This window comes from Kitasatospora sp. NPDC018619, from assembly GCF_044391605.1.
GTDB lineage: Bacteria > Actinomycetota > Actinomycetes > Streptomycetales > Streptomycetaceae > Kitasatospora.
Genome location: NZ_JBISAI010000014.1, coordinates 221837 through 241989 on the forward strand (window position 1 = coordinate 221837; position 20153 = coordinate 241989).

The 20153-nt window shown below is 76.4% G+C and carries 21 protein-coding genes and 1 pseudogene; 14 read left to right on the forward strand and 8 right to left on the reverse strand.

Features of this window, described 5'->3' with window-relative positions; all coding sequences use genetic code 11:
* Positions 1–116 precede the first annotated feature (116 nt).
* Positions 117–899 (reverse strand): glucosamine-6-phosphate deaminase, encoded by a 783-nt coding sequence (nagB, locus tag ACH5AR_RS23415; RefSeq protein WP_396303415.1) that lies wholly within the window; start codon positions 897–899, stop codon positions 117–119.
* Between the two features lie 357 nt (positions 900–1256).
* A complete protein-coding gene (locus ACH5AR_RS23420; RefSeq protein WP_396303416.1) occupies positions 1257–1664 on the reverse strand; it encodes a hypothetical protein in 408 nt (135 codons plus the stop codon).
* A 276-nt stretch (positions 1665–1940) separates the two neighbouring features.
* Here ACH5AR_RS23420 and ACH5AR_RS23425 point away from each other — a divergent pair, with 276 nt between their 5' ends.
* From ACH5AR_RS23425 to ACH5AR_RS23445, 5 genes are all read left to right on the forward strand, one after another.
* Positions 1941–2702, forward strand: a complete 762-nt coding sequence (locus ACH5AR_RS23425; protein ID WP_396303417.1) for a serine/threonine protein kinase — start codon at positions 1941–1943, stop codon at positions 2700–2702.
* Positions 2699–4258 carry a serine/threonine-protein kinase gene (locus ACH5AR_RS23430; protein ID WP_396303418.1) on the forward strand — a complete coding sequence of 520 codons (1560 nt, stop codon included), beginning with the start codon at positions 2699–2701 and terminating at the stop codon, positions 4256–4258. Before ACH5AR_RS23425 ends, ACH5AR_RS23430 begins: the two co-directional genes overlap by 4 nt.
* Before the next feature lie 89 nt (positions 4259–4347).
* Positions 4348–5448: a calcium:proton antiporter gene (locus tag ACH5AR_RS23435; RefSeq protein ID WP_396303419.1), complete on the forward strand. Its 1101-nt coding sequence runs from the start codon at positions 4348–4350 to the stop codon at positions 5446–5448.
* Positions 5449–6031: 583 nt separating this feature from the next.
* Positions 6032–7357, forward strand: a complete 1326-nt coding sequence (locus ACH5AR_RS23440) for a geranylgeranyl reductase family protein (protein WP_396303420.1) — start codon at positions 6032–6034, stop codon at positions 7355–7357.
* A gap of 609 nt (positions 7358–7966) precedes the next feature.
* On the forward strand, positions 7967–8566 hold the full coding sequence (locus ACH5AR_RS23445; RefSeq protein WP_396303421.1) for a GNAT family N-acetyltransferase: 600 nt from the start codon (positions 7967–7969) through the stop codon (positions 8564–8566).
* A 35-nt stretch (positions 8567–8601) separates the two neighbouring features.
* On the opposite strand, the gene ACH5AR_RS23450 is transcribed toward ACH5AR_RS23445, so the two are convergent.
* Complete coding sequence (locus tag ACH5AR_RS23450; protein WP_396303422.1) at positions 8602–9303, reverse strand: DUF4328 domain-containing protein; 702 nt, start codon at positions 9301–9303, stop codon at positions 8602–8604.
* A gap of 369 nt (positions 9304–9672) precedes the next feature.
* Here ACH5AR_RS23450 and ACH5AR_RS23455 point away from each other — a divergent pair, with 369 nt between their 5' ends.
* The 4 genes from ACH5AR_RS23455 to ACH5AR_RS23470 all read left to right on the forward strand — a co-directional run bounded on the left by ACH5AR_RS23455 (position 9673) and on the right by ACH5AR_RS23470 (position 11505).
* Entirely contained in the window at positions 9673–10119 is a 447-nt protein-coding gene (locus tag ACH5AR_RS23455) for an HAD family hydrolase (RefSeq protein ID WP_396303423.1), read from the forward strand.
* A gap of 66 nt (positions 10120–10185) precedes the next feature.
* The gene (locus tag ACH5AR_RS23460; protein ID WP_396303424.1) at positions 10186–10608 is read left to right on the forward strand and encodes a DUF3040 domain-containing protein; all 423 of its coding nucleotides are present in this window, start codon (positions 10186–10188) and stop codon (positions 10606–10608) included.
* 4 nt (positions 10609–10612) lie between these two features.
* Positions 10613–10909: a PRC-barrel domain containing protein gene (locus tag ACH5AR_RS23465; RefSeq protein ID WP_396303425.1), complete on the forward strand. Its 297-nt coding sequence runs from the start codon at positions 10613–10615 to the stop codon at positions 10907–10909.
* Positions 10910–10920: 11 nt separating this feature from the next.
* Positions 10921–11505 (forward strand): type 1 glutamine amidotransferase domain-containing protein, encoded by a 585-nt coding sequence (locus ACH5AR_RS23470; protein WP_396303426.1) that lies wholly within the window; start codon positions 10921–10923, stop codon positions 11503–11505.
* A 9-nt stretch (positions 11506–11514) separates the two neighbouring features.
* Here the strand turns inward: ACH5AR_RS23470 and ACH5AR_RS23475 are convergent, their stop codons facing one another.
* The 4 genes and pseudogenes from ACH5AR_RS23475 to ACH5AR_RS23490 form a co-directional block, all read right to left on the reverse strand.
* Entirely contained in the window at positions 11515–12369 is an 855-nt protein-coding gene (locus ACH5AR_RS23475; protein WP_396303445.1) for a DNA ligase, read from the reverse strand.
* A 102-nt stretch (positions 12370–12471) separates the two neighbouring features.
* Positions 12472–13350: pseudogene (gene ligD / locus ACH5AR_RS23480) on the reverse strand (non-homologous end-joining DNA ligase); the annotation flags it as partial.
* 72 nt (positions 13351–13422) lie between these two features.
* On the reverse strand, positions 13423–13857 hold the full coding sequence (locus ACH5AR_RS23485; RefSeq protein WP_396303427.1) for a VOC family protein: 435 nt from the start codon (positions 13855–13857) through the stop codon (positions 13423–13425).
* Between the two features lie 3 nt (positions 13858–13860).
* Positions 13861–14790 carry a helix-turn-helix domain-containing protein gene (locus ACH5AR_RS23490; protein ID WP_396303428.1) on the reverse strand — a complete coding sequence of 310 codons (930 nt, stop codon included), beginning with the start codon at positions 14788–14790 and terminating at the stop codon, positions 13861–13863.
* A 187-nt stretch (positions 14791–14977) separates the two neighbouring features.
* Between ACH5AR_RS23490 and ACH5AR_RS23495 the strand changes: the two genes are divergently transcribed.
* Entirely contained in the window at positions 14978–15412 is a 435-nt protein-coding gene (locus tag ACH5AR_RS23495) for a CBS domain-containing protein (protein WP_396303429.1), read from the forward strand.
* A 205-nt stretch (positions 15413–15617) separates the two neighbouring features.
* A complete protein-coding gene (locus ACH5AR_RS23500) occupies positions 15618–16202 on the forward strand; it encodes a pyridoxamine 5'-phosphate oxidase family protein (RefSeq protein WP_396303430.1) in 585 nt (194 codons plus the stop codon).
* A gap of 159 nt (positions 16203–16361) precedes the next feature.
* On the opposite strand, the gene ACH5AR_RS23505 is transcribed toward ACH5AR_RS23500, so the two are convergent.
* Positions 16362–16757 (reverse strand): transglycosylase family protein, encoded by a 396-nt coding sequence (locus tag ACH5AR_RS23505; protein WP_396303431.1) that lies wholly within the window; start codon positions 16755–16757, stop codon positions 16362–16364.
* A gap of 482 nt (positions 16758–17239) precedes the next feature.
* Between ACH5AR_RS23505 and ACH5AR_RS23510 the strand changes: the two genes are divergently transcribed.
* The 3 genes from ACH5AR_RS23510 (at position 17240) to ACH5AR_RS23520 (ending at position 20059) form a co-directional block, all read left to right on the forward strand.
* Positions 17240–17809, forward strand: coding sequence for a universal stress protein (locus ACH5AR_RS23510; protein WP_396303432.1), 570 nt, complete (start codon positions 17240–17242; stop codon positions 17807–17809).
* A gap of 113 nt (positions 17810–17922) precedes the next feature.
* Positions 17923–19377 carry a PLP-dependent aminotransferase family protein gene (locus tag ACH5AR_RS23515; protein WP_396303433.1) on the forward strand — a complete coding sequence of 485 codons (1455 nt, stop codon included), beginning with the start codon at positions 17923–17925 and terminating at the stop codon, positions 19375–19377.
* 166 nt (positions 19378–19543) lie between these two features.
* Complete coding sequence (locus ACH5AR_RS23520; protein WP_396303434.1) at positions 19544–20059, forward strand: hypothetical protein; 516 nt, start codon at positions 19544–19546, stop codon at positions 20057–20059.
* Positions 20060–20153: the final 94 nt, after the last annotated feature.

The window sequence follows — 20153 nt, forward strand, 5'->3', positions numbered from 1 at the left end:
CCGGCGGGGGGGGGCCGGGGGGGGGGGGGGGGGGGGGGGGGGGGGGGGGGGGGGCCCCCCCCCGGGGGGGGGGGGCGGCCCCCCCCCCCCCGCCCGACAGGGTCAGGGCCCGGTGGTCAGAGCTTCTGCCAGGCCGGCTTGGCCGCGTAGGTGTCACGGAAGTAGTCGGCGAGCTTGAGACGGGAGGCGGCGGCCTCGTCGACCACCACGGTGGCGTGCGGGTGCAGCTGGAGCGCCGAGGCGGGGACGACCGCGGACAGCGGGCCCTCGACGGCGAGTGCGACGGCCTCCGCCTTGGCCTCGCCGGTGGCGAGCAGGACCAGGTGGCGGGCCTCCAGGATGGTGCCGATGCCCTGGGTGATGACGTGGTGCGGGACCTCGTCGAGGCTGTCGAAGAAGCGGGCGTTGTCCTCGCGGGTCTGCCGGGTCAGGGTCTTGATCCGGGTCCGGGAGGAGAGCGAGGAGCAGGGCTCGTTGAAGCCGATGTGGCCGTCCGTGCCGATGCCGAGCAGTTGGAGGTCGACGCCGCCGGCCTCGGCCAGGGCGCGGTCGTAGGCGGCGGCGGCCGCGGCGATGTCGGAGGCGTTGCCGTCCGGGCCGAGGAAGGAGTCCTCGGTCAGGCCGAGCGGCTCCACGACCTCGCGCAGCACCACCGAACGGTAGGACTCCGGGTGGCCGGCGGGCAGGCCGACGTACTCGTCCAGCTGGCAGATGCGCGCCCTGGCGGCGTCCAGTCGGCCGTCGCGGACCCGCTCGGCCAGCGACTGGTAGATCGGCAGCGGGGTCGAGCCGGTCGCCACGCCGAGCAGGGCGTCCGGCTTGTCGGTCAGCAGATCGGTGATCGCCGCGGCGATGAGTTCGCCGGCCGCACGGGCGTCAGGGACGATCACGATTTCCATACTGGGTCCACCGTTCTGAGGCGAGGCTGAGGTCTAGACCTCCGAGGTCTAGACCAGTTTGCCGTGTACGGGGGCCCGAGGTCCACCCGGGGCCCGGTCCGGGTGATCTTCCTCCCGCCGCCCCTTCCCGTCGGCGGGGCGGCCCTGTCGGCGGAACCGGCCGGGGGGGGGGGGGGGGGGGGGGGGGGGGGGGGGGGGCGGCCCCCGGGGGGGGGGGCCCGGGGGGGGGGGGGCCCCGGGGCGGCCGGCCCCGGCGGTGGTGCCCGCCACCGCTTCCGGCTCCCCAGTCGTCCGGACGGCTGCCCGGTCGTACGGACGGGGTGGGGTGCCGGTGGTCGCGCCTCGGGGGCGCCGCGGTCAGAACGGGTTGGTACAGGTGGTGACCTGCCGGGCGAGGTCCAGCGCGGGGCCGGCGGTCGCGCAGATCACGCGCGGGGCGGTCGCGGTGACCCGCGGGGTGACCGCCTGGGCGGAGCCGAACCGCACGGTGGTCGCGGAGGCGACCGTCTCCCACGGGCTGCCCCAGGCGGCCTGGGTGCGGACCTCGACCTGAACCACCGTCAACTGGTCGGGGTCGGCGCTGACCTGGGCGACGCCCACGATGCCCTCGCCGTCGGCCTGGTGCGAGATGCACGGCTGGTTGACCACCGCGGCGCAGGCCACGGTGTCGGTGCCGGACGTCGCGGTGGCCGCCCCGGCCGGAGCCGCCGCCAGGCCGGTGATCCCTGCCGCCGCCAGTGCCACAGCTGCGATCCGAGCGCGCATGATGCGAACCTCCTTGGAAAGTAAGGGAATCTCACTCCTTGAGATGAGTCTTGCACACATCGTGGATGCCATGTGTGTGCGTTGCGTCACACTCATGGTGACCGTTCAACTACATGCTGCAACCATTCGTCATCTGTTCAGCGCGCGGACAACTTCCGTCCTGACGGTTGATCAGTTCGTGGTCGACACCGGCTTCCGCTCACCCGTCCGGGTGTCGGTCGTGTCTCCGGGGCGGACCGGACGGATAGCATCGACCCGATCCCACGGAGGTGCCGCGTGGACACGGTCATCGTTCAACTGCCGGGCCCGGAGCCCGGTTCGGCCCCGGGGCGGGCGCCCGGCCTGCTGCGGATGGGCCCGGGGGAGACCGCGGTGTTCGGGCGCGGGGAGCCCGGCCGGCCGGTTCCCATTCCGCTGCCCGACCAGGGCGTCTCCCGTCGGGCGGGGGAGGTGGTCGCGGCCGAGGACTACTGGCGGCTGTCCAACTTCAGCGCCTCGGCCACCTATGTGGTGGAGAACCTCGAAGGCGCGGGGGAGCACGTCAAGGTGGCGCCCGGCCGGCTCGGCGCGCCCGTCCCGTTCGAGCTCTCCCGGGTCCTGCTGCCCGCCCTCGGCGAGCCCGCGGCCTTCAAGGTCTTCGCCCCGCAGCACGCCTACCTCGACGGCCCGCCCGGCGGTGCCGACGGCGAGCACACCGTCAGCCCGTTCGCCCTGGACCCGACCGCCAAGTACTTCCTGGTCCTGCTCGCGCTCTGCGAACCCCGGCTGCGCTCGCCCTCCGCCGCGGCCGTCCCCGGGGTGACGGAGGTGCTCGCCCGGCTGCGCGCCCTGCCCGGCTGCCGCGGGCTGAGCCGCTCGGCGGTCAACTACCACATCGACTACCTGGTGGGGACGAAGCTGCGGCTGCGCGAGCCGTACGAGGACGGGACGGGCGGGGGCAAGCGCGAGGAACTGGTGGCGCTGGCGCTGCGGTTCGACCTCGTCCGGGAGGAGCACCTGGCGCTGCTCCCGCCCCGGCGCGCGGTCGACCGGCCGTGACGCCCGGCGGCGGGCCGTCCGCGCCGGAACCGCCCGGCGGCACTCCGTCCGCGCCGGACCCGCCCGGCGGCGGGCCGGAGGCCGAGGGGCAGTCGCCCGCCGTCCCGGAGGGCTACCGGATCGGCGGCTACCGGATCGGGCCGCTGCTCGGCGCCGGTGCCTGGGGCAGCGTGTACGCCGCCGAGGGCCCGGACGGCGCCCCGGTCGCGGTCAAGGTCCTCGGGGCGGCCCGGCTCGCGCCCGGCCAGCGCCGGACGGTGGCCCGGATGGCCCGCAGCGAACAGCGCTTCAGCCGCCGCGCCGACCACCCCCACCTGATCCGCACCCTGGCCGTGGTCACCGTCCGGGACCGGGACCGCCCGGCGCTCGACGGCGCCGTCGCGCTGGTGATGGAGCGCGCCGCCCGCAGCCTCCAGGACCTGCTGGCCGAGGCCCGACCGGGCACGGCGGTACCCGGGGCCGAGCGGATCCTGGCCGAGCTCTGCGCCGGGCTGACCCACATGCACCGGGCCGGCTGGGTGCACGGCGACCTGAAACCGGCCAATGTCCTGCTGATGCCCGACGGCACCGTCAGGATCGCCGACTTCGGCCTCACCGCCGAACTGGAGGGCACCCACGCCTACGCCCCGCCGCTCGGCTCGCCCGACCACGTCCCGCCCGAGTGGTGGTCCGAGCGCACCGGCGCCCGCGGCGTCGCGGTGCGCCCCAGCGCCGACGTCTGGGCCTTCGGGGTGATCGCCCACCAGGTGCTCACCGGCGGCCTGCACCCCTTCCTCGGGGCCACCGCCCGGGCCCGCTCGCTGGCCGCCCAGGCGTACGCGCGGGGTGCGGCGCCGCTGCGCCTGGACGAGGCGCTGCCGGCGCGGTGGCGGGGCGTGGTCACCGCCTGCCTCGCCCCCGGTCGGGAGGAGCGGGCCCGGGTCGCGCTGGGCGCCCTGGTCGCCCGGGCCGCCGCCGCTCCGGCCGGCCGGCGCCGCCGGTCCGCCGTCCGGGCCGGGGCGGGCCTGCTCGCCTGCGCGCTCGCCGTCCTCGCCCTGGCCGGCGGCCCCGAGCCCGCCGGGCGGGGTGCCGCCCACCGCGCGGTGCCCCCGCTGCCCGGCGCGATCCCGGCCGGATCGGACGTCCCCGCCGCCTACCGGGGCATGATCGAGACCGCGGCGCGGCGCTGCCCCGAGCCGGAGGTCACTCCGGTGCTGCTGGCCGCGATGCTGAAGGCCGAGAGCGGCTTCGACCCGAACGCGGCCCGCCCGGAGACCGGCGAGTACGGCATCGCCATGTGGACGCCCTCCGTCTTCGAGGCCTGGGGCAAGGCGGCCGAGCACCCCGGTCCGAAGTCGTACTGGGACCCGGGCGACGCGATCGCCGCGATGGGCAACTACGTCTGCTGGCTCGACCAGCGGATAAAGGACCGGGGCTTCACCCGGGACCTGCCCGCCCTGGTCGCGGCGGCCTACCGGACCAGCGACAAGACCGTGGCGGCCGCCGGGGGCGTCCCGGACCGGCTTCGTCCCCATGTCGACAAAGTGCTTCAGTACCTCCGTGACTACGGTGGGTGACCACCGAATGGGGATGAGTTATGCCACATCCCCACGTATCCGGCGCGGGCACCCGGGTGACGGGCGTCCGGTCTGGGATCCTCGGCGGCATGATCACGAAGCTCCGCGCGGGCGTCGCGCAATGGACCGTCGTCGTTCCGGTGGTGTCGTTCCTCGTTCTCGTCCTGACCTGGCACAAGGACCTCCCCGGCTGGGTGGTGGCGGTGGTCGCCCTCTTCCTGGTGGGCGCCGTCCTGTCCGCCGTGCACCATGCCGAGGTCATCGCGCACTGGTCGGGGGAGCCCTTCGGCTCCCTGGTGCTCGCGGTGGCGGTCACCGTGATCGAGGTCGCCCTGATCGTGACGCTGATGGCGGACGGCGGGGACAAGTCGTCCACACTGGCCCGGGACACCGTCTTCGCCGCCGTGATGATCACCTGCAACGGCATCCTCGGGCTGTCCATCCTGGTCGCCGCCGTCAGGTACCGGACCGCCGTGTTCAACGCCGAGGGCACCGGCGCGGCCCTCGCCTGCATCGCCACCCTGGCGACGCTCAGCCTGGTGCTGCCGACCTTCACCACCAGCTCGCCCGGCCCGCAGTTCTCGACCACCCAGCTCACCTTCGCGGCCACCGCCTCGCTGGTGGTCTACGGGCTGTTCGTGGCCACCCAGACCGTCCGGCACCGCGACTACTTCCTGCCCGTCACCGCGGAGGGCCGGGTGCTGGACGAGGAGGAGCACGCCTCCCCGCCCACCCTCCGGGCCGCCGGGACCAGCCTGCTGCTGCTGGCCGTCGCGCTGGTCGCGGTGGTGGGCCTGGCCAAGGGCGTGTCGCCCACCATCGAGAAGGCGGTGGACGACGCCGGGCTCCCGCACGCGGTGGTCGGCGTGGTGATCGCCATGATGGTGCTGCTCCCGGAGACCATCGCGGCGCTGCGCGCGGCCGTCCGCAACCGGGTGCAGACCAGCCTCAACCTCGCCCTCGGCTCGGCGCTCGCCAGCATCGGCCTGACCATCCCGGCGGTCGCGATCGCCTCCAGCTGGCTCTCCGGCCCGCTCGTCCTCGGCCTCGACCCGGCACACATGGTGCTGCTGTCCCTGACGATCGTGCTGCTCACCCTCACGGTCATCCCGCGCCGGGCGACCCCGCTGCAGGGCGCGGTGCACCTGGCGGTGCTGGCGGGGTACGTGGTGCTGGCGTTGAACCCGTGACGGCCCGTCGGCCGTAGTCGACTGTGGAAGCCCCTGGCCCGCTCCCCCGTACGGGCCAGGGGCTTCCGGCGTTCCCCGGGTCGGGAGGCCGGGGGCCGGGGCGGACGGCCCCGTCCGGTCGGCGGTGAACCCGGAGCGGGGCGGTGGCCGTCCTTCCGGTTGAGGGCCCTGGTCCACCCCCGTGGCCGGGGCCCTCGTCGGACCCGGTGCGGCCGCCGGTGAACCCCCGAGGGGGAGCGCGCCGTGGAACGACGGGGAGCCCCTGGACCCGCAGCTGCTCGCGGGCCAGGGGCTCAGTGGCGCCGGGCCGGGCCGACCCGGATCGCGGGCCGGCCCGGAGGGCGCCCGGGTGCGGTGGCGGCCGGGTGGCCGGTGCAGGCCGGAACGGGCCGGTGCGCAGGGCGGGAGCCCCCGGTCCGGCGGGTGGACCCGGACGCCCCGATGGCCGGTATTGGCCGGTTCGCGGCGGCGGCCTGCGTGTCGGGGCGGCGGGTGGGCGCCGGGGTCTCTATCGTCCGTCCGGAACCGCCCGGTCCGAGGACTCCGCGGCGTGTGCAGCCGATCCGACCCGTGGGAGAGTGCGATGCCCGATCCAGAGCAGACCGTCCGACCGGAGGAGCGCGTCCGGGGCGGGGAGGACGTCCGGACCGGGGAGGACGCCGACGTCATCGTGGTCGGCGCCGGACCGGCCGGCTCCACCGCCGCCGCCCACCTCGCCCGGACCGGGCTGGACGTCCTGCTGCTGGAGAAGAGCGCCTTCCCGCGCGAGAAGGTCTGCGGGGACGGACTCACCCCGCGCGTCGTCAAGCAGTTGACCGACCTCGGCGTCGACGTCTCCGAGGAGGCGGGCTGGCTGCACAACCGGGGCCTGCGGCTGATCTCCGGGCACCGCTCGATCGAGTTCGACTGGCCCGAGCTCTCCGCCTACCCCGGGTACGGGCTGGTCCGGCGCCGCGCGGACTTCGACGAACTGCTCGCCCGCAGGGCCGCCTCGGCCGGTGCCCGGCTGGTCGAACGCGCGAACGTCAGCGGGCCGGTGCTGGACGAGCGGACCGGCCGGATCGTCGGCGTCGCCGCGAAGCTGGGCGAGGAGCGCCGGCCGGTCTCCTACCGGGCACCGGTCGTGGTGGCCGCCGACGGCAACTCCACCCGGCTGTCGGTGGCGATGCGCCGCTACCGCCGCACCGACCGTGCCATGGGCGTCGCGTACCGGACCTACTTCACCACCCCGCGCCACGACGACCGCTACCTGGAGGCCTGGCTCGACCTACGCGGCCCCGGTGACCGCAACGGGCGCCTGCTGCCCGGCTACGCCTGGGTGTTCGGCATGGGCGACGGCACCGCCAACGTCGGCCTCGGGGTCCTCGACACCGCCAAGGCCGACGTGGACTGGCGGGAGCTGCTGCGCCGCTGGTGCGCGCGGCTGCCCCCGGAGTACGGCTACACCCCCGACGCGGTCACCGAGCCGATCCGCGGCGCCGCCCTGCCGATGGGCCTCAACCGCCGGCCGCACTACGCCGACGGCCTGCTGCTGGTCGGCGACGCGGGCGGCACCGTCAGCCCGGGCACCGGCGAGGGCATCGCCTACGCGATGGAGTCCGGCCGCTACGCCGCCGAGACCATCGTCCAGGCCCTCGCCCGCCGTACCGACCGCGGCCGCGAACTCGCCCTGCGCGCCTACCCGCAGGCGCTGCAGTCCGCCTACGCCGGCTACTTCGCGCTCGGCCGGCTGGCCGCCGACCTGCTGGGCCGCCCCAGGCTGCTGGGCGCGGCCGGGGCCGCCGGGCTCGGCCACCCGGCCCTGCTGAAGATCGCGTTCCGCCTGATGGTGAACCTCACCGAGCCGAACTCCCGGGACGCCCTGGACCGGCTGATGCACCTGGTCGGGAAGGTCGCGCCGGGCAGGTGAGCCGCTCGGCGCCGAACCGCCCGTCCTCGCCGGGCGCCGGGCCCGGTGCCCCGGCCTCGGTCGAATCCGCGGGGTCGAGCGAGTGGTCTCCAGCGTCATGTTGACGGGCGGTCAGATGATCCGATGGCCCGGTGTCGAACCAGCCACGGAGGGTCAGCAGAGCGCTCCTCCGTGGCTCTCCTCCCGACCGCTGACCCGTTCGACGGGGACGCCGTGCGCCTTCGGACTTCCCGGCCGAGTACGACGACCCGGCCGGCAACGGCGGCCAGGGCGGCCGGAAGCACCTGCCGGCCGCCTGCAACGACCACGACTGCCGGTGGTCAAGGCCTTCACGGTGCACGCCGGCCCGGTCGGGCCGTGGTTCGACCAGCCCGGCCGGGGGCCTGCAGGACCGGCTCGACGCCGCCCTGCTGCCCGGCGGCCCGGCCAGGCCGACCGTGCTCCGGCCGGTGGAGAACGGCTACCCGGCCCGGAGCTGACCCGCTCCCGCGCGGACGTCCGCCGTACCCCGGCGCCCGGGCCCGGCCTCCGACCGGAGCGCGGTGGAGGTCCGGGCCCGGCGGCGGATATTCGATGGCGGCGCCGGGGGAGCGGGGGTAGGAAGACGGGATGACCACCAGCGACCCCGCCACCGGCCTCCGGGCCTTCCGCCCCGCCGTCCTCGACCTCGGCGACGCCCTGCTGCGCCCGTGGGGGCACGGCCTCGACCTGCCGGGCGGCGTGGCGCCCGCCCTGGTCGCCGCGGACGCCGACCCGGCCGTCGCCCGCTGGAGCCCGCTCGGCGCCGCCGGCCCGGTCGACCCCGCGGCCTACCTGGACCGCTGCGAGGCCCGGTGGGCCGACGGCAGCGCGGCCTCCTTCGCCGTCATCGACGCCGCCGACGGCCGCCTGTGCGGCAACGCCTACCTGGGCTGGACCGACCGGGAGGACGGCGTGGCCATGCTCGGCTACTGGCTGCTCGCCGCCGCCCGCGGCCGGGGCCTGGCCACCCGGGCCGCCGCCGCCGTCACCCGCTGGGCCGTGGAGCGGGCCGGCGTGCGGCGGGTCGAGCTCTACCACGCCGTCGCCAACGAGGCCTCCTGCCGGGTCGCCGAGCGGGCCGGCTTCCCGTACGAGGGCACCCTGCGCGCCTCGTACCGCTACCCCGGGCGCGAGTACACCGACGAGCACCTGCACGCCCGGCTGGCCACGGACCCGTTCACGGACTGAGCGTCCGCGCGCGAGCCCGGGCCCGCGCGGTGCCCTCAGCCGACGACGGTGCCGCCGTAGGCCCCGAACGCGGGAGCGGCGGACTCGGCGACGCGCTCCTCCTGCATCGCCGTCAGCCTGCGGACCAGCAGGACGGCGAAGACGGCGCAGGCCAGCTCCGTCAGGGCGGCGGCGACCAGCCAGCCGACGGCCTGCTGGTAGGTGTCCGGGTACTTCGCCGAGCTCAGGTAGTTGCTGCCGTACCGGTCGAGGGCGTTGAACAGCAGGAAGGTGGCCCACCAGAGGTTGAGCAGGGTCTGCGGGGCGATCGGGCGCACCCCGGAGGCGTCCGGCCGGGTACTGGCCTGCCAGGTGTCGCCCGCGATCTGCCGGGGGAACCAGAGCAGGACCACCGGGGTGAACCAGCCGCCGACCGCCCAGCCGCGCCGGAACCGGTGGCCGTTCGGGTCGAGGACCTCGGCGTTCACCCGGACCCGGTAGAACCAGGTGATGAAGGCGGCCGCCGTCGCCACCAGCGTCACCAGCTGGAGCATGCTGATGCTGTCGTAGAGGTTCGCGGTGTCCATCAGCGCGGAGCCGTCGGCCACCTCCACGCCGTCGGCGACGTCGCCGACCTGCCCGTACAGGCGCACGGCGGTGCCGAGCGAGGCGAGCGCCTCGGCGCCGCTCACGGCGAGCAGGACGGTGGCGGCGGTGGCGGCGGCTCTCGACGAGCGGTACACGGCGGGTGATGTCATCGGGGAACGGACTCCTGGACTGGACCAATGTGACGGGGCGACACCCTAGGGCCAACGGAGCACCGCCCACCAGTCCGTTTCCGCGGGGGCCGTCCGTCGGCACCGGCGCGCGCGGCCACCGCCCCTGCTCCGGGGCCGGCCCGCGCCCCGGAGCGAGGGCGTGCACGCGCGGCGGCGGGCCCGGCGGCGTGCACCGACCACCGCCGGGAGGTCGCTGGCCGTGGAGCCGCGGCGCGTCGCGGAGCCGGCCCCCGGCGGCCCGGTGGGCTCCGGGAGCGCAGGCTGCGCGCCCGGCGGGGGAGCGACCTAACCTGGAAGGGAGCGTCCGGTGCGTCGCCCGTCAACGGAACGCGAACGGGAGCGGTGGTCATGACGGTGGTCTCGGCGGCCCTCTTCGGTACCGACTGGTGGCAGCCCGCGCTGCCCGGCGGTGCCGAGTTGCTGCGGGAGTGCGCCGCCCGGGGGTGGACGGTGGTGCTGACCGGCCCCGGGCCCGCCGGGGCTCCGGTGCTGACCGTGGCCGATCCCGGGGGCGACCCGGTGCGGGCCGCGCTCGACCTGGTGGACGGCAGGCCCTCGCACGCCGTGGCCGTCGCCGGGAGCGTGCGCGAGGTACGGGCGGCGCGGCGGGCCGGGGTGCCGTGCGTCGCCCTGGCGGCCGGCCGGGAGACCGGCCCCGAGCTGCGGGCCGCGGGCGCGGCCGAGGTCCACCGCGACGCCGCCGCCCTGTTGGGCGTCCTGGACGACAGCCTGCTCGCCCGTCCCCGGGCGTTCGGGCCCGTCGGCGCCGCAACAGGCGGCGCCCGGAACGGTTAGCGCGAGCCCGTACCGGGCAACCGCCCGGGTGCGAGCACGTCACCGGAAGTGTCGGAGGTGACCGAGATGGACGGACCCGCGTTGAGCGGATGGGAGCGGCGGCTCCTCGAGGAGATCGAGTCCGATCTGCGCCAGGACACACGGCTCGACCGGAAGCTGAGCACGATGGGTGCCAAGCCGCCCGGCCGGGTCCGGGGCGTGCTGCGCGCGGTCCGGCGCGGGTTCTCCGCGGGGGTGGTGCTGACCGCCCTGCTGATGACGATGCTCTGCCTCGGCTTGGGGCTGCGGACCCCGGCCACCGCCGTGCTGGTGGCGCTCGGCGTGGTCTGGGTCGCCACGGTGGCGGCCGCCGTCGCCGCGGCCGAGCTGTTGCGCCGCCGCCGCGAGGGCCGCGAGGGCATCGGAGCGGTGGACCCGGCCGGGGCCGTGGAACGCCGGGAACGCCGGGAGGGCCGCGAGCGGCGGCCCTGGGACCGTCCGGAGGCGTGATGCGATGACCACCGACCTCTGGGAGCACCGCCCGGGCTCCCACCCCGCCGCCGACCTCACGCTGGTCGGGTACGAGGTGCTCGCCACCGACGGCCCGGTCGGCCGGGTCGAACAGGACGCCGGGGACCACCTGCTGGTCGACGCCGAGCCCTGGGTGCCCGGGGCCCGGGTGCTCGTCCCGGCCGGGCTGGTCGCCCGGCTCGACCACCTCGACCGCACCGTCCACCTCGACTGCCCGCGCGCCAGGCTCAGCTCCGCCCCGCCCGGGGCCGTCGACCTGGCCGCACCGCACCCGCGCTGAGCGAGCGCGCCATGGGCTGGCCGTCCACCACGCTGACCGGCCGGACGATCGCCTTCCTGGTCGCGCCGTACGGGGTCGAGCAGGTGGAACTGACCGACCCCTGGCAGGCCGTCGCCGAGGCCGGCGGCACCCCGCGGCTGCTGTCCACCGGGCCGGGCCGGGTGCAGGCCGTCCGGCACCGCGCGCCGGGCGACACCTTCGCCGTGGACGCCACGGTCGCCGACGCCGACCCGGCCGACTACGACGGGCTGGTGCTGCCCGGTGGCGTCGCCAACCCCGACCGGCTGCGGCTGGACCGCCCGGCGGTCGCCTTCCTGCACGCGTGGTGCGCCGCCGGGCGCCCGGTCGCGGCGATCTGCCACGCTCCCTGGACGCTCGTCGAGGCCGACGCCGTGCGCGGCCGCACCCTCACCTCCTGGCCCAGCCTGCGCACCGACCTGGTCAACGCCGGGGCCCACTGGGTGGACGAGCCGGTCCACGTCTGCCACGACGGGCCAGGGCCGCTCGTCACCAGCCGCGAGCCGGGCGACCTGCCGCTGTTCGACGACGCCTTCGTGACCGAGTTCGCCCACGCCACGGCGAAGCCCGGGCGGTGACGCCGGGCGTCAGTCGCCCCGGAGGCGGACGAAGGTGGCTGTCGGCGGGCGGCCGGTGAGGGTGAGTTCGGCGCGCAGCGGGCCGGTCAGCGGGTGGACCGGGCCGTGCTCGGGGTCGGTGGCCGGCGGGCCGAGCAGCGGGCGGACGACCTCGGCGACCTCGCGGGACTGGACCGGGGTGAGCCGCGGGGTGGTCAGCAGGACCCGGCCGTCGTCCAGCCGCAGGACCAGCGCATGGGGGTGGCCGGCCGGGCCGGTGACGGCACGGACGGTGGCGTCCAGGGTGTCGCTGCGGCGGTACTTGACCCAGACCCGGGCCGCGCCGCGGGGGCGGTACGGCGCCGCCAGGGCCTTGCAGACCAGCCCCTCCACCCCGGTGTCGGCGAGCCGCTCCATCCACTCCAGCGCCTCCGCCCGGTCCGTCGTGGCCATCACCGGCTGGATCGGGGGCGGGACCTCGGCGAGCGCGGCGAGCAGCAGCCGGCGGCGGTCGGTGAGCGGGAGGCGCCGGACGTCGCGCCCGGGCAGCGCCAGCACGTCGAAGGCGATCAGGCCGAGCGAGACCTCGGGGGCGGCGGCCCGGGCCCGGCGGGTGCGCAGCAGCTCGCCGAAGGCGAACCGGCCGCCGCGCCAGGCGACCAGCTCGGCGTCCAGCACCAGGCCCTCCGGCAGCCGGGCGACGGCGGCGGCGATCGGCGGGAACTCGGGGGCGAGGTCGCGGCCGCTGCGGGACTGGAGGTACGCGGGCCGCCCGCCCCGGGCGAACGCGACGCAGCGGAACCCGTCCAGCTTCAGCTCGTACTGCACGCCCCCGCCGCCCAGGCCGTCGGCCGCCGGGACGGCGGTCACGGCGGCGGGCCGCATCACCTCGACGGGCGGGTGCAACACCTGTCCCGCCGTCGGCGCCCGGCCCGTCGTCCGCGCCCGGCCCGCCGCCGGTGCCCGGTCCGCCGCCGAGGGCTCCCCGGGCAGCGGCCGGGCCCGCTCGGGATCCAGCAGCGGGGCGAGCAGGTCGCCGTGCGCGGCCAGCCGCTCGGGGACCTCGGCGAGGGTGAAGGCCAGGTCCCGGGCATCGTCGGCCCGCTCCAGCTCCGCCCAGTCCACCGGGGTGGAGACGGTCGGCCGCGCCCTGGCCCGCAGGGTGTACGGCGCGGCGGTGGTCTTCTTGGCGTTGTTCTGCGACCAGTCGACCAGGACCCGGCCCCGGCGGCGGGCCTTGGCCATGGTGTGCACCACCAGGTCCGGGTGCTCGACCTCCAGGGCGGCGGCCAGCGCCTTCGCGTACGCGGAGACCCGGGGGCTCGGCGTGGGCTCGACCGGGACCAGCAGGTGCAGGCCCTTGGAGCCGGAGGTCTTCACCCAGGCCGCCAGGCCGTCCGCCGCCAGCCGCTCGCGCAGCAGCAGCGCCACCGTGCGGCAGGTCAGCACGTCGGCGCCCTCGCCGGGGTCCAGGTCCAGCACCAGCCGGTCGGCGAGGGCGGGTGCGGCCGCGTGCCACTGCGGGACGTGCAGCTCCAGGCAGCCCAGGTTGGCGAGCGCCAGCAGCGCGGCGCCGTCCTCCAGCACCACCTGGCGCAGTTCGCCGCCGCTGCTCGGCACGTCGACCGTGCGCACCCACGCCGGGGTGCCGGGCGGCGGGTTCTTGGCGACGAACACCTCCGCCTCGACGCCGTCGGGGCAGCGCAGGAAGGAGACCGGGCGGTCGCGCAGATGCGGGAGCAGCGCCTCGTGCACGGCGGCGTAGTAGCGCAGCACCTCGCCCTTGGCGGTGCCGGTGCGCGGGTAGTACACCTTGTCCAGGTGCGAGAGGGCGAGGGTGCGCCCGTCCACCGTCAGCTGCGGCACGGTCCGCCTCCACCGCTTCCGGCGGGCCGCCCCCAGGGCTCGCGCGGCCGCTCCACGGGCGTGCGCACGGCCTCACCCCCGCGGGCGGACGGCCGGCCGGGGCGAGCCCGGGTAGGTGCCGAAGTACCAGCGGTTGCCCTCCGGGTCGGCGGCCGCGAAGTCGCGCGAGCCGTAGTCGGTCTCGTACAGCCCGGTGGTGATCCGGGCCCCGGCGGCGACCGCCCGGGCGTGCACGGCGTCCGGGTCGGCGGTGACCACGTACGCGGTGAAGCCGCCCGGCCGGCCCGGCCAGGGCTCGGCGCCCTCGGGCTGCTCGCGGTCGGAGCCGAGCATCACGCCGCCGCCCTCGGGCCAGGCGAGTTCGGCGTGTGCGACGAAGTCGCCCTCACCGTAGGTGACGACCTCCTCGAAGCCGAAGGCGTCGACCAGGAAGCGGATCAGGGCGCGGGCGTCGGTGGCGCGCAGGCTCGGCCAGACCTGCGGGGCCGGGGTCTCGGTGGCGTCCATGGGTCACTCACTCCTCGGGAAGGGCGGACGGCGGGGAAGCGCGAGGGCTTCCGTCTCCCACTCTGCGCCCGCCCCCGGCGCCCCGCCTTGGACGTTTCGGAACTTCGCCTGCTCCGCCCCCTCCGCCGCCAGCCAGCCGCTCGGTGGGATCCCGGCCAGCGCCCGGAACTCACGGGCCAGGTGCGCCTGGTCGAAGTACCCGCACTGCACGGCGAGTTCCGCGAGCCGGGGCGGCGGTCCGGCCGCGGCCAGCCGACGCCGGGCGCGGTCGAAGCGCATCACCCGGGCGGCGGCCTTGGGGGTCAGCCCGGTCTCCCGGCGGAACCGCTCGCGGAGGTGCCGGGTGCTCCAGCCGGTCTCCCGGGCCAGCTCCGCGACGGGCAGCGCCCCGTGGCTGCGCCGCAGGGCCTGCCAGGCCCAGCCGACCTCGGGCGGGATCCGTCCGGAGGGGCGCACGGCGCGCAGCAGGGCCCCGTCGAGCGCGGCGAACCGCTCCGCCCAGCCGTCCGCGGCACACAGCCGTTCCCGCAGGCGCGGGACGAGCCGGCCGAGCACCTCGTCGGCGGGCACGTCGAGCCCGGCCAACTCCCCGGCGGGCAGCCCGAACAGCGCCCGGGCGGCGAGCGGGTGCACGGCGACCTGCACCCCGGACTGCGCGCCCTCGTGGGTGATCAGCGCGGGTGTGGTGTGCAGGCCGCCGAGCACCGCGGCGTAGCTGCCGGGCGGCTGGGCCGGGTCCGGGTGCCGGGCGACCACCAGCGGCTCGTCGAGGGTGAGCACGAAGGTCAGGTACGGGGAGGGCAGGCCGCGGTGCACGGCGGGGGCGAGGCCGCGCTGCCGGTAGCCGGAGTACCAGGCCAGGTACGGGCGCAGCGCGGCCGGCGGCCGGGCCCGGAGGGCCTCGTCCACCGCCCCCGCGGCATCCGTGGTCACCCCTCCAGTATCGGTGGAGGACGGCTCCGGGCGCCGGGCCGGGGTCGCGGGAGGAGGCGGCCGTGCTTATGGTGAGGGCGCGGTCACCCCCTTCCGCCCCGATGGCGGGAGCCCGGGAGCACCGCCGGGGGGCGCGGGGGGAGCAGCGGGGGGAGCAGCGGGGGGAACCACCGACGAAGGAGTCCCCGTGACCACCGCCCGAGACATCATGCACACCGGCGCCCAGTGCATCGGCGCCCACCAGACGCTGGCCGAGGCCGCGCGGATGATGCGCGACAAGCACGTGGGCGCGCTGCCGATCTGCGGCGACGACCAGAAGCTCCACGGCATCATCACCGACCGCGACATCGTGCTGCGATGTATCGCGGAGGGCAAGGACCCGGCCACCATGACGGCCATGGACCTGGCCGGCCACCTGCACTGCGTGCGTGCCGAGGACAGCATCGAGGCGGTGCTGCGCAAGATGGAGCAGCACCAGATCCGGCGCATCCCGGTGATCGACGGGGACCGGCTGGTCGGCATGATCAGCGAGGCCGACCTGGCGATGGGCCACCGCGACGGCCAGCGGCTGACCGACCAGCAGATCATCGAGTTCATGGACAGCGTCTACATGAAGCAGTGACCGACTGCCCCCCGCGGCCCCGCCCGCGCCCGTTCCGAGAACGGCCGGCCCCCGTACCGGCCGGGCCCGTCGAGCGTGCCGGGCGGGGCAGCGGCGTTCGTCCGTGCACGGACGCCCCGGAGGCCGGGGCGCCGGCGTTGCGGCGCCGGGGCCGGCGCCCGGAACCCCCTGTCCCGCCCCGCCGGGGCGGGGGATGATGGCGGCCATGGGAAAGCAGTACGAAAGCATCGACGGCCGGCTGCGCGCGTTCATCGAGCGCCAGCCGGTCTACTTCGTGGCCACCGCCCCGCTCGCCGCCGACGGGCATGTCAACCTCTCGCCCAAGGGCCGGTCCGGCACGCTCGTCGTGATCGACGAACTCACCCTCGCCTACCTGGACTTCGGCGGCTCCCAGGCCGAGACCGTCGCCCACCTGCGGGAGAACGGCCGGATCACCCTGATGTGGTGCGCCTTCGAGGGCCCGCCGACGGTGGTGCGGGTGCACGGGCGCGGCGAGCCGGTCTTCCGGGACGACCCGCGGTTCGCCGAGCTGCTCGGCCGCTTCGACGCGTCCGCGGACGGCTCCGCGCTGCGGGCGATCGTGCTGGTCCGGGCCGAGCGGGTCAGCGACTCCTGCGGGTACGCGGTGCCGTTCATGGAGTACCGGGAGGACCGCGACCTGCACGTCCGCTACTTCGACCGCCAGGGCGAGGAGGAGTTCGGCGCCTACTGCGCGCGCAAGCCGCTGGTCGGCACCAGCATCGACGGCCTGCCGGCCCTCCCGCTGCCGCTCCCGCCCCGGCCGGTGTGACCGGCGCCCGGCCACCGTGCCGCCGCGGCGTCCGGGCCGCCCGCCCCCGGCCCGCCGGCGGCCGTTCCGCCGACCCCGGTTCCGCCCGGCCCGGCTCCGGGAACGCGACGAGGCCGCCGCACCCCGGAGCGGGGTGCGGCGGCCTCGTGGCGCGCGGCCTTACTTGGTCAGACCGGCCTTGACGGAGCAGACCGGCCAGGCGCCGGGGCCCTGGGCGGCGAGGACCTTCTCGCCGATGGCGATCTGCTGCGCCTTGGTGGCCTGGTGGGCCTGCGGGGCGTACGCGGTGCCACCGAAGGCGGCCCAGGTGCTGGAGGTGAACTGCAGGCCGCCGTAGAAGCCGTTGCCGGAGTTGATGGCCCAGTTGCCGGTCGCCTCGCAGGCGGCGACCTTGTCCCAGACCGATGCCGGCGCGGCGGAGGCGCTGGTGGCCGTGACGAGGCCGGCCACCGGCAGGGCGGTGAGCGCCCCGGCCATCAGAGCCATCCGGACGCGGTTGCGGCGCTTCGGGGTGGCAGTGGTGGTGGCAGCGGCAGTCTCGTTACGGAAGGTCATGGATTTCCTTTCGGAGGGGGGCTGCGAGCACGCGGAACCAGGCCCTCGGAAGGCCGTCGGTTTCGGGGACACGTCACTCGCGTGGTCCTGCACCGTGCTGCCCGGGGGCGGTGGGCCCGGCCGGAGCGGTCGCTCGGTGCAACGAGTTCGAAGTTACGGGGGCAGTCGTGGTGGTTTCAAGGATTCGAAGGTTTAGCCACGTCAGAGGCCTGTTACCGGGCGTAAGGATCAAGAAAATGTAGCGATTTCGTACGATTTGCACCCATTTACAAGATCAAAGAGGCCCGGGAAGTGGCCCGCGCCACTCCCGACCCGGCTGGGGAGCGCTGTGAGCCCGCCCACACGGTCGACAGCGCGTGACGGCCGGCCAGCCGCCGGTGCCGGTCCCGGCGCCGCGCCCGCCGGCCCGGGTGGCCCGCGCCACAGCCCTCACCCGGGGCGCCCGCTGTCGTCACTCCCCGTGGCGGGCATAGCCTCGGCCCATGAGCAACGACAGCGATGCAGCGGACACGGCGGACGCGGGAGAGGCGTCCGCCGGTACGGGCGGGGGCGCCGCGGCGGGAGCGCCGACCGGGGCCGGGGGCCGGCAGCCCGCGGCCGCGCCCACGGGATTCGAGCTGGGCACCGACGGCCCCCGGGTGATCCTGGCCGGCCTGGACGGCTCGGACTCCTCCTGGCGCGCCACCGCCTACGCCGCCGGACTGGCCCGCCGGCAGGGCGCCCTCCTCGCGGTGGCGTACATCCAGCCGATCCTCGGCGCCGCGACCGCCCTGGCCGGGGCCGCGGTGGAGGAGACCACCCAGGAGATCGCCGACGAGCTGCTGGCCGCGCTGCGCGAGGCCGAGCAGCGGGTGCGCGAGGTGTGGCAGGTGGAGTGGCGCTTCCTGACCATGCGCGGCGACCCGTACGGCGGCCTCGCCAAGCTCGCGGACGAGCTGCGCGCCGACGCCGTGGTGGTCGGCGTCTCCGAGCAGGCCGGCCACAAGGTGATCGGCTCGGTGGCCGTCCGGCTGGTCAAGGCCGGCCGCTGGCCGGTCACCGTCGTCCCGTAGGCGAGGGCCCCGGCCGCGGGCCGTCGTTCCCCGGGAGACGGCCGCCGCCGCCCCCTCCGGCCGGGGCAGCCGCCCGGAGAGCGCCCGGGAGGGGGCCGGTAGGGTGCGTGACCATGACGGACACGCGGGGCACGCACCCCTCCGAGCCCGCCCACCCGACCGGCAGCGACCTTCACCTCGACCTCCCCGCCGGCGGCGGCCGACGCGCCGCGCTGATGGCGGCCCTGCGCGAGGCGATCCGCAGCGGCAGACTGACGCCCGGCACCCGGCTGCCGCCCTATCGCACCCTCGCGGCCGACCTCGGCCTGGCCCGCAACACCGCCGCCGAGGCCTACGCCGAACTCGTCGCCGAGGGATGGCTCACCGCCCGCCAGGGCTCCGGCACCGCCGTCGCCGAACGCGCCGCTCCCGTCCCGCGGGCCCGGCCCCGCCGGCCCTCCCGCCGCCCCGGCCCCGCCCACGACCTGCGCCAGGGCCAGCCCGACGCCGCCTCCTTCCCGCGCACCGCCTGGCTCGCCGCAGCCCGCCGGGCCCTCACCGCCGCCCCCAACGAAGCCTTCGGGCCCGGGGACCCGCAGGGCCGCCGCGAACTGCGCACCGTCCTCGCCGACTACCTCGCCCGCGCCCGGGGCGTGCGCACCGACCCCGACCGGATCGTGGTCTGCTCCGGCTTCGCCCACGCACTGCGGCTGCTCTTCGACGGCGCCGTGCCCGTCCTGCCGCCCGCCGAGCACGGCCCGCTGGCCGTGGAGGCGTACGGACTGGGCTTCCACCGCGGACTGCTGGCCGCCGCGGGCGTCACCGCCGTCCCGCTGCCGATCGACGAACGGGGCGCCCGGACGGGCGACCTGGCGCACCGCCCGGACGTCCGGACGGCCCTGCTCACCCCCGCCCACCAGTTCCCCACCGGCGGCCCGCTGCACCCGGGCCGCCGCGCCGCGGTGGTCGACTGGGCGCGCGGGCGCGGCGGGCTGGTCCTGGAGGACGACTACGACGGGGAGTTCCGCTACGACCGCCAGCCGGTCGGCGCCCTCCAGGGGCTCGACCCCGAACGGGTCGTCTACCTCGGCAGCGCCAGCAAGAGCCTGAGCCCCGCGCTGCGGCTCGGCTGGATGGTGCTGCCCGACCACCTGGTGGACCGGGCGCTCGCCGCCAAGGGCGAACGCGAGGGCTGGGCCAGCGCCCTCGACCAGCTGACCCTCGCCGAGTTCATCGACTCCGGCGGCTACGACCGGCACGTGCGCCGGATGCGCCGCCGCTACCGGGAGCGCCGCGACCAGCTGGTGGCCGCGCTGGCCGCCCGCGCCCCGCACGTCGAGGTCTCCGGCATCGCGGCCGGCCTGCACGCGGTGCTGCGCCTGGAGCCGGGCACCGAGCGCTCGGTGCTCAAGGCCGCGGCCTACCGGGGCCTGGCCGTCGAGGGGCTCGCCGACTACCGCCACCCGGCGATCGGCGAGGAGGCGATGCCCGCCGTCGACGGCCTGGTGGTCGGCTACGCCACGCCCCCGGACCACGCCTACCCGGCGGCGCTCGGCGCGCTCTGCGACGTCCTGCCGCCCTGCGGCTGAGCGGGGCGGCGCCGGGGAGGGCGGCGAAGCATAGGCCTCCGGACGGGTCGGTGGGGGCGGAACGCGGGTGGTGGGGTGCGCGGTGTCCGCTCGGCGGTCCTGCGTCGGTACGGACCGGGGCCGAGGAGGGCAACCCCGGCGGGGGCAGGGCCTACGCTCCTTGGGCATGCGCAGAACACATCCGCGTCGTGCCGCGCTCGCCGCGTGTCCGGCCCTCGTCGTCGGTCTGCTCCTCTCCGCCGCCCCCGCCGCCCGGGCCGACGGCCCACTGCCCCTCACGGCCGTCTCCGACAAGCAGACGACCGTGAGGGGTGGTGAGTTCACCGTCACCATGACGCTCACCAACCCGTACGACACCCCGATCCAGTTCGTCTACCAGAGCGTCCAGGAGACCTACGCCACCGGGCTGCAGGCCGGGCTCAAGTTCACCGCGACCGCCTGCGGGACCCAGACCAACGGGTGCAGCGACAACGTCCACGGAGGCATCGCCCGCTACAACGTGCCGCTCGCCCCGGGCGCCAGCAGCGCCTTCACGGTGACGTACACCGTCGCCCCCGACTCGGCCTGCGGGCCCGCCACCCGGATCGACTTCTACTCCTACCTGTACTACGAGTACCAGGGCGGCGAGGCCAGCAACTCGGGCATCGTCGGTATCCCCGGCACCCAGGTCGCCTGCGCCTGAGAAAGTGTTGGGTTAACAGATGACTACTGGTTGTTGAGGTCGTCGGCGAGGCGGCGGGCTGCTTCGGTCTCGATGGGGCCGTGCGGTTCGATCT